Source organism: Kluyvera intermedia (assembly GCF_021440345.1).
GTDB classification, from domain to species: domain Bacteria; phylum Pseudomonadota; class Gammaproteobacteria; order Enterobacterales; family Enterobacteriaceae; genus Kluyvera; species Kluyvera intermedia_A.
The window spans coordinates 22,857-35,256 of the sequence record NZ_JAKCNS010000031.1; the positions used below are offsets into that span (position 1 = coordinate 22,857).

The window sequence follows — 12,400 nt, forward strand, 5'->3', positions numbered from 1 at the left end:
CGCTAAGAGGTTTCCATGACATTCACCTGCACCCTGTTTATTAATGGCGAAGCCTGCGCGGCATCCAGTGCTGCGACCTTCTCCCGCGCCAATCCCGTCAGCGGTGACATCGCCACGCACGCTCCCGGCGCCACCCTTACCGATGCGATTCGCACCGCCGATGCGGCCGCTGCAGCCTTCCCGCAATGGCGCGATACGCCGCCGGGGGAACGTCGGCGACTGTTGTTAGCCGCAGCGGACCAACTTGAACAGCGCCACGACCAGTTTGTTGCCGCCATGAATGCCGAAACCGGCGCCACGCCGCATTGGGCCGGATTTAACGTCCATCTTGGCGCCGATATTTTGCGTGAAGCCGCCGCGCTCACCACGCAAATCGACGGCCAGGTGATCCCGTCCAATATTCCGGGAAATCTTGCCATGGCTACGCGCCAGGGCGCGGGGGTCGTTCTGGGTATGGCTCCGTGGAACGCGCCGATTATTCTGGCCGTTCGCGCTATCGCCACCCCGCTGGCCTGCGGTAATACGGTGATCCTCAAAGGCTCCGAACTGTCGCCCGCCACTCAAGGGCTGATTATTGAGTCGCTGGCCGCCGCCGGTTTCCCGCAGGGCGTGGTGAATTACATGACCAGCGCCCCGCAGGACGCCCCGAAGCTGGTTGAAACGCTGATCGCGCATCCGGGCGTACGGCGCATTAATTTCACTGGTTCGACGCCCGTCGGCCGAATTATCGCCCAAACCTGCGCGAAGCATTTAAAACCGGTGGTGCTGGAACTCGGTGGTAAAGCACCGCTACTGGTGCTCGACGACGCCGATATTGAACAGGCTGCCGCAGGCGCAACCTTCGGCGCGTTTGCCAACGCCGGGCAGATTTGTATGTCTACCGAGCGCATTATCGTGGATGAAAGCATCGCTGAACCGTTCATCGCCGCGTTAGTGAAGCGGGTAAATGGCCTGCCTGCGGGATTATTGGGCTCGGTGGTCGACAATAAAACCGTGGAGCGTTGTAACGCTCTGATTGACGATGCGCTGGCGAAAGGTGCCACGCTGCTCACCGGCGGCAAGGCAGACTCTACGCTGATGGCCGCCACGCTGTTGGCGGGCGTCACGCCGGAGATGCGTATCTGGAATGAGGAATCATTTGGCCCGGTGAAAGCGGTAATCCGCGCGCGCGATGAGCAAGACGCGCTGCGAATCGCCAATGACAGCGCTTACGGCTTGTCCTCTGCGGTCTACAGCCGCGATACCGCCCGCGCGTGGAACGTGGCGCAAAATCTACAAACCGGGATCTGCCACATTAACGGCCCGACGGTGCATGACGAAGCGCAAATGCCGTTTGGCGGCACCAAGGATTCTGGCTATGGTCGCTTCGGTGGCCGCGCGGGGATTCATGAGTTCACCGAGCTGCGTTGGGTGACGTTGCAAACCACCCCGCGCGCGCTGCCGTTTTAATCTGACGACCTGGCCGGGCGACGCTGCCGTCGCCCGGCTCGCCATCGTGTCGGTAGCCTTCTACCGCTCCCACAGACGATTGAACTGCACATCATTCAACTGTCGTGCGCTGTCGGTATTACCCTTGTAAGGTCTTGCGGTCGTGGCCGCAGCCCCCCACGGCGACAAGCTATCGTAGCCACCGTCAATGGTGCTGTTGACAATCAACGCCTGGCCGTTAGCGGTTTTCCCCGGCAGATAACCGGTTTTCCCTGCCCCCTGATCCCAGGCGCGGCCCAGCTTGGCTTTGAAGGTACCTTTATATCCCTCATCCGTAGTAAAACGGCTGTTTTTTACCAGGAAACCATACGGATTTTCGGGCAACGTATTCGGTGCCAGTACATAGGCTTCCGGCGACTGACGGCTGGAGACGGTATGGAAATGCACTCCGTCAAACACCGCGTTCGCCCGGCCGAAGACGTAGTCGACGTCGCCTTCGATATAGCTGTCTTTGACATAAACGCGGTTAATTCTGTCGGTCAACGCCTCGTTGTGACGGTTGCTGACGTTAAGATACAGAGTGTCCTGGCGACCCAGCAGCCGGACATTTTGCAGCTGTATACGATCGCCGTCGGTACGCAGCGCTACGCCCTGATGGGTACCGCCGTCCACGGTATCAAGCAGGCTGTTGGCTATCGTTAAATTCACCAGTTGGAGATCGTGACTCTGTGCCCAGAATACGGCGGCGCAGTTGGTGCCGATGAGCGCGGTGGTTTTTCCAGCGCACAGCGCATACTGATAATAGGCCGGGGAGTTTGGCGGGTAGTGGTCAGCATTGACCGTCTGGCGATACTGTGCCGGGCTAAACTGTGAGTCCAGGGCCAACTCTATGCGCACCGCTTCCGGCTGTTTACCGGAGCCGAAAATCGTGATTGGCGGAGCATCGTCGGGAATATAGACCGTGCCGGTATAAACGCCCGGTTCAAGACGAATATAAATTCGCTCTGCGCCCTGATGCTGTGCGATGGCGGCATCTACAGCCTGCTGAACTCGGGTATAAGGCGCACCGCTCGCGGCCACACGCCAGGGAGTATCGGTATCGGTAAGGCTGATATCACCTGGCTGCCACGCCCCTTGTGGTTGAGACAACAGGCCGCCCTGTGCAAAGTAGTTTTCTGCGGTGTAAGGCGCCGCTTCCTGCGCGGTCAACAGCGGTCTGGTCGCCGTTCCTGTTGACGAAGGCGCCGAGCAGCCCTGCAGCACCAATGGCATACAGAGCAGCGTCGACATTCCCAGGTAAGGTATTCTTATCATCGGTTCTCCATTTACACAAAATAGAAACTGAGAACCGATAATAATGGAACTTTGTTTTATTTTATAACTTAGCGATCACGCTTTCTCTGCGTCCAGCTCATCAAATACCTGCTGTGCCAGATGCATCGTGGCGTTGGCGGCAGGCAGACCGCAGTACAATGCCGAATGCATAATCAGCTCTTTGAGCTCATCGCGAGTGACGCCGTTATTAAACGATGCCCGCAGGTGCATTTTCAGCTCGGCCTCGCGGTTTAGCGCAATCAGCATCGCAATGGTTATCATGCTGCGGGTGTGGTGATCGAGGCCGGGACGGGTCCAGGTTTCCCCCCACGCGTAGCGGGTAATAAAGTCCTGAAACTCTTCATTCAGCGGCGACAATTTTTGTAACGTGCGGTCAACGTGAGCATCGCCCAGCACTTTTCGGCGTACTGCCATTCCCTGCTGATAGCGCGTATTATCGCTCATAATCTCTCTCCACAAATGCCACCAGCGCGGCCGTAAACTCGTCGCTGGCTTCAATATTTGATAGATGTGAACCAGGCAGTTCCACCAGCATCGAACCGTCAATTTGCTGGTGCAGATAGTCGGCATCGGCGAGCGTCGTGACCGGGTCGTGTTCCCCGGCGATAATCAACATCGGTAGACGAATACCCGCCACCTCGGCACGCAGATCCGCCGCCGCCAGCGCATCGCAACATTCGGCGTAGCCTTCTGCGTTAGTGGTCGCCAGTTGATGGCAAAGCAGTTGCACTTCAGCCGGGTGATGCTGGCGGAATTCATGGCTAAACCAACGATCCGCCGCCCCGGCGGCTACCACATCCATCCCTTCGTGACGTACGGTCCGGGCGCGGGAAAGCCAGCCCGCCTGCTCGCCAATTTTTGCCGCGGTATTCGCAACCACAATTGCGTGAAAACGCTCGGGGGCAAAACGAGCCAGCCAAAGCCCCGTCAAACCGCCCATTGAGATGCCGCAGAAATAGGCTTTCGGGATATTAAGGGTATCGAGTAGCGTAATCACGTCTTCGGCCAATTGTGACAATGTCACCTTTCCCTGTTTCACGGTTTTCCCATGCCCATGCGTGTCATAGCGCAGCACGCGGAAGCGTTTAGACAATTCGGCAATCTGCGCGTCCCACATCGATAGCGTGGTGCCAAGGGAGTTAGAGAGCACCAGTACCGGTGCCGATTCAGGTCCATCAAGTCGATAATTTATGGTCATTTCCCTGCTCCTGATAGCGCGCCAGAACCTGACGCACAAAGTATTCTGCACTGCCGATAGCGTTGGCCGGGTCCAGCAGCGGTGTAAGTTGTGCTGGGGTCAGATGCTGACTCACCAGCGGATCGTTTTCCAGCAGCGGTTGTAACGGGCAGTCCAGCGCAATCGCCCGATGGCAAATTTTCTCTACCACATGGTGCGCGTCGGCTTTACCGATATACTCGGCGAGCGCCTGAGTTACCGCTTCCGCCATCACCAGACCATGGGTTATATCCAAATCGTCGCGCATCTTCTGCGTGTTGACCTGCATACCGCGCAGTAAGTTTTCGCTATTTTCCAGCACACCTCCCGCCAGCATAATCAGCTGCGGCAGGGTTTCCCATTCCGCCTGCCAGCCCCCCAACGCACGTTCATGCTGCTGGATTTGGCTGGCGTACAGGGTTGCCATTAGGCCCGGCGTACGTTGCACCGCCGCCAGAATGGCCGCGCAGCTCACCGGATTACGTTTATGCGGCATGGCGGACGATCCGCCGCGACCTTCAGCAACCGGCTCGCTGACTTCCGCTACTTCGGTTTGCATCAGCAATGAAAAATCATTCGCCAGTTTACCCAGCGTGGCGCTCAGTCCCGCATACCAACTCGCTACTTCAATAATACGGTCGCGCTGGCTGTGCCATGGGGTATCCGGGAGGTGTAAATCTAAGCTGTCGGCCAGCCGCTGCGCCACTTCCGGCCCCTGTGTTTTCAAAGACGCCAGGGTTCCTGCCGCACCGCCAAACTGCAGTGCCAGCACGCGGGGGCGCATTTCACTTAGTCTTTGCTGCCAGCGCAGTAAGGCGTCCAGCGTTCCCGCGAGCTTTAATCCAAAGGTGATGGGCAGCGCATGCTGCATCCATGTCCGTCCCGGCATCAGCGTTTGTCGGTGGCGCTCCACCTGTTGGGCCAGCACCTGCATCACGTGCTGAAGGCGAATATCGGTTTCCACCAGCGCCCGACGCAGTTGCAGCACCCTTCCAGTATCAATGGCGTCCTGACTGGTGGCGCCCCAATGGACATAGCGCGAAGCCTCGACGTCATCGTTTTTAACCCGTTGAGTCAACTGTTTGACCAGCGGGATCGCCAGATTACCGGCGTTGACGGCGGCATTGGCCAGCGCCTGAAAATCCAGATTTTCGGCCCGGCAGGCGGCGATGATAGGATTCATCGCCGAGGTCGGGATGACCCCACACTGCGCCTGCGCCGTCGCCAGCGCGGCTTCAAAGTCCAGCATGCCCTGCACGGTCTGCTCATCGCTAAAAAAATCCGTCAGCGCATGGGTACGCAATAGCGGGGTCAACACACTCATTCCTGCTCCTTAAACGCGTTCAATAATCAGCGCAATCCCCTGACCCACGCCGATACACATAGTACACAGGGCATAACGCCCGCCGGTCCGACGCAGTTGATAAGCTGCGGTCATCGCCAGTCGCCCACCGGAGGCCCCTAGCGGGTGGCCCAGCGCAATCGCCCCGCCGTTCGGGTTTACCTGCGCGGCATCATCCGGCAGACCTAAATCACGCAGCACCGCCAGCGCCTGCGCGGCGAAAGCTTCGTTCAATTCAATAACGTCCATCTGCGCAAGCGTCAGTCCGGTTTGCGCCAGCACCTTGCGTACGGCTGGCGCCGGGCCGAAGCCCATAATGCGCGGCGCAACGCCGGCGGTCGCCACGCCCACGACGCGGGCTAGCGGCTGTAAATCATTCTGCGTCATGGCCAGCTCGCTGGCCAGCAGTAGCGCACAGGCTCCGTCGTTGACGCCAGAGGCATTGCCGGCAGTCACCGTGGCATCCGGACGCACCACGCCTTTCAGTTTTGCCAGCGCCTCAATAGAGGTGCTACGCGGGTGTTCATCCTGCGCAAAACAGAGCGGCTCACCTTTGCGCTGCGGGATCCACACCGGGATTATTTCATCGCTAAAAATGCCGTTGGCCTGCGCCTGGGCAGTACGCGCCTGGCTACGCAACGCAAACGCGTCCTGATCGACGCGGGAAATAGCGAAATCCGTTGCCACGTTCTCTGCCGTTTCAGGCATTGAGTCAACGCCGTACAGCGCTTTCATCTGCGCGTTGATAAAACGCCAGCCGATGGTGGTATCTTCCATTTTCATGCTGCGACTGAAGGCGCTTTCCGCCTTGCCCATCACAAATGGCGCACGTGACATGCTTTCGACGCCACCGGCAATCATCAATTGCGTTTCGCCGCTTTTAATCGCCCGCGCCGCAATCCCGATTGCATCAAGGCTGGAGCCGCACAGACGATTGACCGTACTGCCCGGCACCGTGTCCGGTAATCCGGCCAGCAGCAGCGCCATGCGCGCCACGTTACGGTTATCTTCACCCGCTTGGTTAGCACAACCGTAGATAACATCGTCGATACGCGCCGGATCTAAGCCCCGGTTACGTTCCAGCAGTGCTTTTAACGGTAACGCGCCCAGATCGTCGGCACGAACGCTGGAGAGCGTACCACCAAAACGGCCAAACGGTGTGCGCACTGCGTCGCAGATAAATGCTTGATTCATCATCATTCCTTATGCGGTTTCCGCAACGGCGTCGTAGATTAAGGTGACAGGGGTAATACGCTGCAATTCATCAAACGACAGCCCGTTAAAAATCTCACGCACCACCGGGCCTTTGTCGGTGATATCAATAACCGCCAGATCGGTGTAGATACGGCTCACACAGCCCACGCCCGTTAACGGGTAACTACAGTGCTCAACCAGTTTGCATTCGCCATCGCGGGTCAGGTGATCCATCATCACGAAGACCTGACGCGCACCGACCGCGAGATCCATCGCCCCGCCGACCGCTGGAATTGAGTCCGGCGCACCGGTGCTCCAGTTGGCGAGATCGCCCTGTGCCGAAACCTGATAGGCCCCAAGCACGCAGATATCCAGATGACCGCCGCGCATCATGGCGAACGAGTCGCCGTGGTGGAAATAGCAGCCGCCCTGGAGCAGCGTTACGTACTCTTTGCCGGCATTAATCAGTTCGGGATCTTCTTCGCCAGCCGCCGGTTTTGGCCCCATGCCCAACAGGCCGTTTTCGCTGTGCAGGAAAACCTCTTTATCAGACGGCAGGTAGTTGGCAATGCGAGTTGGCAGGCCGATACCCAGGTTCACATAAGCGCCTTCCGGGATATCCTGGGCAACACGGCGAGCCATATCATCGCGAGAGAGTTTTTGCATATTGGGATCCTTAGGCGCGTAGCGCCTGGTTGGCGAGAGTTTCCAGCGAGAATACGCGCTGCACGAAAATCCCAGGGGTGATGATATTTTCCGGGTCCAGTTCGCCCAGCGTCACCAGGTTGCTGACTTCGGCAATCGTCGTTTTCGCCGCCGTCGCCATAATTGGCCCGAAATTACGCGCCGCTTTGCGATAGACCAGGTTGCCCCAGCGGTCGCCCTGATGGGCTTTAATCAAGGCAAAATCAGCCTTGATGGGATATTCCAGCACATAGTGGCGGCCGTCGATTTCCCGGGTTTCCTTGCCATCCGCCAGCGGTGTGCCGTAACCGGTGGGGGTAAAAATCGCCCCAAGCCCGGCACCAGCGGCCTGAATACGCGCCGCCAGGTTACCCTGAGGAACCAATTCCAGCTCTACTTCGCCGCGGCGATAGAGGTCGTCAAAAATCTGCGAGTCAACCTGACGTGGGAACGAGCAGATCATCTTGCGCACGCGTCCGGCTTTGAGCAGCGCCGCCAGACCGATTTCGCCGTTACCGGCGTTGTTATTGATGATGGTCAGGTCGCGAGCGCCCTGCGCAATCAGAGCGTCGATAAGCTGCGTCGGTTGCCCGGCAGGCCCAAAGCCGCCAATCATTATCGTCGCGCCATCGTTGATACCCGCGACGGCATCCGCCAGCGTCGACACACTTTTATCAATCATCAGGTTGCTCCTTGATGTGCGGTTATCGCACTTATATTCGTTGTTCGCACAAAATGTGACCCGCTTAACGATGTGGGTCAAGGGCGATAATCGAAATATGGTGCGATTATCGAACATCATGTATGTTTAGCGTCATAATGTGATCGACGGCATAAACGGAGAGAGAAATGGAGCAACATCCAGATGATAAATTGACGGGTGATGGCGACCCGTTCAAAGGCGACCCTAACTTTATGGCCTCGCTGGCGCGCGGGCTGGAGGTTATTCAGGCCTTCACGCCGCAGCGCAGAGTGCTGTCTATTTCGCAGATCAGCCAGAAAACCGGTATTCCGCGCGCAGCGGTGCGCCGCTGCCTGTATACGCTTGGCAAACTGGGGTTTGTCTATGCGGAGGACGGTAAGAATTTTCAGCTGCGCCCGCGTATTTTGTCGCTCGGTCACGCGTGGCTGGCCTCAACGCCGCTGGCGCGTTCCGCGCAGCCGGTGCTGAAACATTTAAGTGAAATGCTCAATGAGTCGTGTTCGATTGCCACCCTCGACGGCGACGATATTCTGTATATCGCCCGCGCTTCCAGCTCGCGCATTATGACTATCGATCTGGATATCGGCAGCCGTTTGCCGGCATGGTCGACATCGATGGGGCGCGTGCTGTTGAGCCATCAGCCGGAAGAAAAGCTCAACGATATGCTGGCGCGCACGACGATGATTCGCTATACCCCGCAGACGATTTCATCGGTAAGCAAATTGCGTAGCGAGCTTAAGGCTGTACGTCAGCAGGGTTATGCATTGAACGATCAGGAACTGGAGATGGGGCTGCGCTCGCTGGCCGTGCCGCTCTACAACGCGCAGGGACAGGTTGAAGCAGCGCTTAACGTTGGCGTTCATGCCGGGCAGGTTTCGGCAGCCGAGCTGCTGGAGCGCGTGCTGCCGGAGCTGCAAAAGGCCGCTTCCGAACTCACCTTGTTGATGCGTTAGCGGCTGCGTTTGGCGTGCCGTTCCCAGTTCTCCTGCCTGGCGGCCGCCGATTTGCGCAGCGAAACGTAGCACGCCCCGCTGCCGCCATGGTGCGGTAGCGCCGCGCTGAATGCCTGTACATCCTCGAATTCAGTCAGCCAACGGGCCAGATAGCTACGAATGATATTGGCGTGTGAACCGTCTTCTTTCGCCTTGCCATGAATAATTAGCACGTTGCGCAGGCTATCCTGCTGTGCCTGATGGATAAACGCAAACAGCTGCTGACGGCATTTTTCAACCGGTTGGTGCATGAGATTGAGGCTGGCCTGCTGGCTGTATTTTCCCAGACGGAGCTTATCCAGCACGCCGGTTTGCAGCCCTTCGCGCTTAAATTCAAGCGGCGTATCGAGCGGGACGATATCCAAAAAGCCGGTGGTGAGGTAATTATCCATCTGCAGGGTGTCTATCTGCTGCCGGGTACGGGAATTACGGACGGGTTGCCAGTGAACGTCATGGCATTGTTTGAGCGGCTGGACATCATCCATAGCGTCAAGGAATAGTGATTTTTCTTCAGGATTCATGTGACCTCCCCTTGCGACAACTGGCGGATACTATAGCCGCGAGGCACCGCGGGCTCAATCCGTTTATCTTTAAAGTTTAAAGATTAAACAGATGAGATATTTTCATTCGCAACCTATTCTTTTTGTAAATATATTAATCACTGCTTAAATAGAATAAACCCCTAATTAAAACTTTTCACTCATTGTGGATGGATAAAATAAAACACCAAGAATTATCTGGAAATTATGAAAAGAACCGTTATAAATAGTAATACCCGCTGTGCGGAGCAAAATGTGGGGAACGGTACGGATACACCTGTGTGGTTGCTGCGGGGTCTGGCGATGTCGACAGACCCCGATTTTTATTCTGTGATGTTACAACTTCTTTCCTTTCTCATACCCTTCAAGATGTTACATTTTTTCCTTTTCAGATATTTTATATTTCATTTCATTCTTTGTTATTATTTTTATTCAGCATTTTAATTGTTGCTATTTATATACACCTATATGTATCACGCACTCTTTGTGTGGTTACCCCTGCGAGGTATAGAGCATACGCCCATTCGCATGGTATGGTGACAAACAGACATATTTCGCATAAACGGAAAAAGCACAGATGCTGATTTTGCTTGAAGATAAAATTGCTACACCGCTCGGGCCGCTGTGGATCCTATGTGATGAAAATTTTCATTTACGGGCCGTCGAATGGGAAGAACACAGCGATCGTATGGAGCAATTACTGGATATTCACTACCGCACTGAAGGCTATCAGCGTGTAGCCGCAAGTAACCCAGGTGGATTAAGCCGTGTGATGACCAACTACTTTGAGGGCGATTTGTCCATTATTGAGTCGGTCCCTACCGCCACCGCCGGGACGCCGTTCCAGCGCGAAGTGTGGCAGGCTTTACGTACCATTCCCTGCGGCCAGGTAATGCACTATGGGCAACTGGCTGAACAGCTTGGCCGTCCCGGAGCCGCTCGCGCCGTGGGAGCCGCCAATGGTTCAAACCCAGTCAGCGTAGTGGTGCCCTGCCATCGCGTGATTGGCCGCAACGGCACCATGACCGGCTACGCGGGCGGCGTGCAGCGTAAAGAGTGGCTTTTACGCCATGAAGGCTACCTGCTGCTTTGATTTTCTGTGCCCTTTAGCCGTTTATCGGAAACCACTTTGCGTTACCTTATCTTAAATTTATTGATATATATCAACTGGATATATGTCAATAAATGGTATCCCTTTTTAATCTTGGGTGAATACCACCGCCGAGACTTACTTGCTCACCAAAAAGATGTTAAAATTGACTAATATCAATTACGGCTTGAGCAAACCTATGATCCCGGAAAAGAGAATTATACGACGCATTCAGTCTGGCGGTTGCGCTATCCATTGTCAGGATTGCAGCATCAGCCAGCTTTGCATCCCGTTCACTCTTAATGAGCATGAGCTTGATCAGCTGGATAATATTATCGAGCGTAAAAAGCCCATTCAGAAAGGGCAGACCTTGTTCAAAGCCGGTGATGAACTGAAATCTCTGTATGCGATTCGTTCCGGTACCATTAAGAGCTATACCATCACCGAACAAGGTGACGAACAGATTACCGGCTTCCATCTGGCTGGTGATTTAGTGGGTTTCGACGCCATCGGTACCGGCCACCATCCGAGCTTTGCTCAGGCTCTGGAAACCTCGATGGTCTGTGAAATCCCGTTTGAAACGCTGGATGATTTATCCGGTAAGATGCCAAACCTGCGTCAGCAGATGATGCGTCTGATGAGCGGTGAGATCAAAGGCGACCAGGACATGATCCTGCTGTTGTCGAAGAAAAATGCCGAAGAACGCCTGGCGGCCTTCATCTATAACCTGTCACGTCGCTTTGCTCAGCGTGGTTTCTCTCCGCGTGAGTTCCGCCTGACCATGACCCGTGGCGATATCGGCAACTATCTCGGTCTGACGGTTGAAACCATCAGTCGCCTGTTAGGTCGCTTCCAGAAAAGCGGCATGCTGGCGGTAAAAGGTAAATATATCACTATTGAAAACAGCGATGCGCTGGCGGTGTTAGCGGGTCATTCACGCAACGTGGCCTAATCATATCGCCCCTCTCGTTTTCCTGAAAACCCCGATAATTCGGGGTTTTTTCTTTCCAGCCGTCTATCAAATAAGCCATTGTAATTAAGTCGCCGTCATCAGGACATTCTAATCTGCAGGCTTTATGATGTAAGGCGAAATTTACCCCGCTCTATTGATCTTAGATTCAGTCTCTCCTATAGATAAAACAGCGTTATTCACGTATGGACGTTCGATTTGATGTCACCGTTTTGTGTCACGGCGGGATAACATCGAAAAGATCATAAGTTATTAATGAAAATAACCTTTTAAAAGAGAACGGTCATGCGCACGGCCATACTGCCAGTGAGTTTTGCGGTCCTTATATTCATTGCCGGCGTTGCTATTTTGAATGTTCAGCTGTGGTATTCGGCGCGCCTAATCAGCTCAAATGGCGCAATGCACACGATAAAAACTATCGATGCCATTCTTGATGAAGCCCGAGTAGCGACGAAAACAGCAATGAAGATCGCCTATCAAGGCTGCTCAGCGGAAAATCAATATCAGTTGGGGACCGAGGCGGCACTCAAACCGCATCTGCGCACGATCATCATTTTGAAGGAGGGTAAATCATGGTGCTCCTCGCTACCGGGCAATCGGGTACTGCTTTATCATCCGGCGATGCTTCCCGATGAGAGATTACTGCTCTTATCTGCCAAAGAAACCACTAACAATTTGCCGGTGTTGATATATCAGACGCTTACTCCAGAAGGAAAAATAGTGGTCAGCGTAAGTGACGCACATATTCGCGACGCGTTGAACAGCGTTATCCCTGATGCAAACTATATCCTACTGATTGATGGCAAAACGCTGGCAACGTCGGGCGATGTCAGCATCGGTCAGTTCAATGAAAAGACCACCGGCGTGATGAATTCAACCCGTTATCCCGGTGATGCTGCCAACTTAC

13 protein-coding genes are annotated in these 12,400 nt (G+C 55.2%); 5 read left to right on the plus strand and 8 right to left on the minus strand.

Going from position 1 to position 12,400, the window contains the following annotated elements:
* Positions 1-15: 15 nt before the first annotated feature.
* Entirely contained in the window at positions 16-1,449 is a 1,434-nt protein-coding gene (locus tag LZ634_RS10200) for an aldehyde dehydrogenase (RefSeq protein WP_234504641.1), read from the plus strand.
* 60 nt (positions 1,450-1,509) lie between these two features.
* On the opposite strand, the gene LZ634_RS10205 is transcribed toward LZ634_RS10200, so the two are convergent.
* The 7 genes from LZ634_RS10205 to LZ634_RS10235 all read right to left on the minus strand — a co-directional run bounded on the left by LZ634_RS10205 (position 1,510) and on the right by LZ634_RS10235 (position 7,881).
* Positions 1,510-2,742: a putative acyl-CoA thioester hydrolase gene (locus tag LZ634_RS10205; RefSeq protein WP_234504643.1), complete on the minus strand. Its 1,233-nt coding sequence runs from the start codon at positions 2,740-2,742 to the stop codon at positions 1,510-1,512.
* A 75-nt stretch (positions 2,743-2,817) separates the two neighbouring features.
* Positions 2,818-3,207: a 4-carboxymuconolactone decarboxylase gene (gene pcaC / locus LZ634_RS10210; protein WP_234504646.1), complete on the minus strand. Its 390-nt coding sequence runs from the start codon at positions 3,205-3,207 to the stop codon at positions 2,818-2,820.
* Complete coding sequence (pcaD, locus tag LZ634_RS10215) at positions 3,197-3,961, minus strand: 3-oxoadipate enol-lactonase (RefSeq protein WP_234504647.1); 765 nt, start codon at positions 3,959-3,961, stop codon at positions 3,197-3,199. The genes pcaC and pcaD overlap by 11 nt, the downstream gene beginning before the upstream one ends.
* Positions 3,939-5,303: a 3-carboxy-cis,cis-muconate cycloisomerase gene (locus LZ634_RS10220; RefSeq protein WP_234504649.1), complete on the minus strand. Its 1,365-nt coding sequence runs from the start codon at positions 5,301-5,303 to the stop codon at positions 3,939-3,941. Before LZ634_RS10220 ends, pcaD begins: the two co-directional genes overlap by 23 nt.
* Before the next feature lie 9 nt (positions 5,304-5,312).
* Entirely contained in the window at positions 5,313-6,515 is a 1,203-nt protein-coding gene (pcaF, locus tag LZ634_RS10225; RefSeq protein ID WP_234504650.1) for a 3-oxoadipyl-CoA thiolase, read from the minus strand.
* A 9-nt stretch (positions 6,516-6,524) separates the two neighbouring features.
* A complete protein-coding gene (locus LZ634_RS10230; protein WP_234504651.1) occupies positions 6,525-7,181 on the minus strand; it encodes a 3-oxoacid CoA-transferase subunit B in 657 nt (218 codons plus the stop codon).
* A 10-nt stretch (positions 7,182-7,191) separates the two neighbouring features.
* Positions 7,192-7,881, minus strand: coding sequence for a 3-oxoacid CoA-transferase subunit A (locus LZ634_RS10235; protein WP_234504652.1), 690 nt, complete (start codon positions 7,879-7,881; stop codon positions 7,192-7,194).
* A 167-nt stretch (positions 7,882-8,048) separates the two neighbouring features.
* Here LZ634_RS10235 and LZ634_RS10240 point away from each other — a divergent pair, with 167 nt between their 5' ends.
* Entirely contained in the window at positions 8,049-8,855 is an 807-nt protein-coding gene (locus tag LZ634_RS10240; RefSeq protein WP_234504653.1) for an IclR family transcriptional regulator C-terminal domain-containing protein, read from the plus strand.
* Here LZ634_RS10240 and smrA read toward each other — a convergent pair.
* A complete protein-coding gene (gene smrA, locus LZ634_RS10245; RefSeq protein ID WP_234504654.1) occupies positions 8,852-9,415 on the minus strand; it encodes a DNA endonuclease SmrA in 564 nt (187 codons plus the stop codon). The two genes, LZ634_RS10240 and smrA, sit on opposite strands and share 4 nt — an antisense overlap.
* Before the next feature lie 595 nt (positions 9,416-10,010).
* Here smrA and ogt point away from each other — a divergent pair.
* The 3 genes from ogt to LZ634_RS10260 form a co-directional block, all read left to right on the plus strand.
* On the plus strand, positions 10,011-10,526 hold the full coding sequence (ogt, locus tag LZ634_RS10250; protein ID WP_234504655.1) for a methylated-DNA--[protein]-cysteine S-methyltransferase: 516 nt from the start codon (positions 10,011-10,013) through the stop codon (positions 10,524-10,526).
* 196 nt (positions 10,527-10,722) lie between these two features.
* Positions 10,723-11,475 carry a fumarate/nitrate reduction transcriptional regulator Fnr gene (gene fnr / locus LZ634_RS10255; protein ID WP_122983151.1) on the plus strand — a complete coding sequence of 251 codons (753 nt, stop codon included), beginning with the start codon at positions 10,723-10,725 and terminating at the stop codon, positions 11,473-11,475.
* A 303-nt stretch (positions 11,476-11,778) separates the two neighbouring features.
* Positions 11,779-12,400, plus strand: a 622-nt coding sequence (locus tag LZ634_RS10260) for a CSS-motif domain-containing protein (protein ID WP_234504656.1), incomplete at its 3' end; no start/stop codon positions are given.

Bases quoted from the DNA above. Each gene is read 5' to 3' on its own strand.
- LZ634_RS10230 (WP_234504651.1), bottom strand. From the start codon at position 7,181: ATGCAAAAACTCTCTCGCGATGATATGGCTCGCCGTGTTGCCCAGGAT.
- pcaC (WP_234504646.1), bottom strand. From the start codon at position 3,207: ATGAGCGATAATACGCGCTATCAGCAGGGAATGGCAGTACGCCGAAAA.
- LZ634_RS10240 (WP_234504653.1), top strand. From the start codon at position 8,049: ATGGAGCAACATCCAGATGATAAATTGACGGGTGATGGCGACCCGTTC.
- LZ634_RS10235 (WP_234504652.1), bottom strand. From the start codon at position 7,881: ATGATTGATAAAAGTGTGTCGACGCTGGCGGATGCCGTCGCGGGTATC.
- LZ634_RS10220 (WP_234504649.1), bottom strand. From the start codon at position 5,303: ATGAGTGTGTTGACCCCGCTATTGCGTACCCATGCGCTGACGGATTTT.
- LZ634_RS10200 (WP_234504641.1), top strand. From the start codon at position 16: ATGACATTCACCTGCACCCTGTTTATTAATGGCGAAGCCTGCGCGGCA.
- LZ634_RS10205 (WP_234504643.1), bottom strand. From the start codon at position 2,742: ATGATAAGAATACCTTACCTGGGAATGTCGACGCTGCTCTGTATGCCA.
- pcaD (WP_234504647.1), bottom strand. From the start codon at position 3,961: ATGACCATAAATTATCGACTTGATGGACCTGAATCGGCACCGGTACTG.
- ogt (WP_234504655.1), top strand. From the start codon at position 10,011: ATGCTGATTTTGCTTGAAGATAAAATTGCTACACCGCTCGGGCCGCTG.
- smrA (WP_234504654.1), bottom strand. From the start codon at position 9,415: ATGAATCCTGAAGAAAAATCACTATTCCTTGACGCTATGGATGATGTC.
- fnr (WP_122983151.1), top strand. From the start codon at position 10,723: ATGATCCCGGAAAAGAGAATTATACGACGCATTCAGTCTGGCGGTTGC.
- pcaF (WP_234504650.1), bottom strand. From the start codon at position 6,515: ATGAATCAAGCATTTATCTGCGACGCAGTGCGCACACCGTTTGGCCGT.